This window comes from Streptomyces colwelliae (assembly GCF_048158785.1).
In the GTDB taxonomy this organism is placed as follows: Bacteria; Actinomycetota; Actinomycetes; order Streptomycetales; family Streptomycetaceae; genus Streptomyces.
This window is the reverse complement of record NZ_JBLTJC010000875.1, coordinates 1-678: the sequence shown is the minus strand read 5'-3', so window position 1 is coordinate 678 and position 678 is coordinate 1. Positions and strand designations below refer to the sequence as shown.

Below are 678 nucleotides of genomic sequence, written 5' to 3'. Positions count from 1 at the left end.
TTCGCAAGCAGGAGCTGACGGTGTATACGCTGAATAATGAGCTGGAAAATCTGCTGACCAACGTGGTGAATCAGGCGCAACAGGGCGGGAAAGTGATGCTCGACAGCGTGCCGGTCGATCCGAATATGCTCAACCAGTTCCAGAGTACGATGCCACAGGTGAAAGAGCAGATGAAAGCGGCGGGGAAAGACCTGGTGCTGCTGGTGCCACCGCAGCTGCGCCCTTTGCTGGCGCGTTATGCAAGGTTGTTTGCGCCGGGGCTGCATGTGCTGTCGTATAACGAAGTGCCGGATGAGCTGGAGTTGAAGATTAGGGGGGCGTTGATGTAAGTATCCAGCATTGGTGCACAACTGCCGGATGCGGCGTGAACGCCTTATCTGGCCTACGAACCGACGATAACTTAACGATCCCAGTAAGACTCTTCCAGGCTGTCTTCACGCTCCGGCAAGCCGCGCGTTAAACGAGGTGAATGCTGGTTCAGTACCTGATAGCTCACACGGTTAGCATATTTACACACCTGCGCTAACGATGAATAAGTTAACCAGGTGAATTTATGTTTGCTGGAGTTTGGTACGTTGCTACGATGGTAGCTGTTGGCGGTAATGTCATGCAGCAACGCTGCCAATGCGCCATCCCCCGCTCCATTAGTGTTCATGATTTTTCTTGGCTCGCCCATGT

Annotated in this window: 1 protein-coding gene and 1 pseudogene; one reads left to right on the top strand and one right to left on the bottom strand. The window is 53.2% G+C overall.

Going from position 1 to position 678, the window contains the following annotated elements:
- A partial coding sequence (locus ACNFOC_RS54935) for an FHIPEP family type III secretion protein (protein WP_416966388.1) occupies positions 1-329 on the top strand: 329 nt, incomplete at its 5' end.
- A gap of 71 nt (positions 330-400) precedes the next feature.
- Here ACNFOC_RS54935 and ACNFOC_RS54930 read toward each other — a convergent pair.
- Positions 401-678: pseudogene (locus tag ACNFOC_RS54930) on the bottom strand (hypothetical protein); the annotation flags it as partial.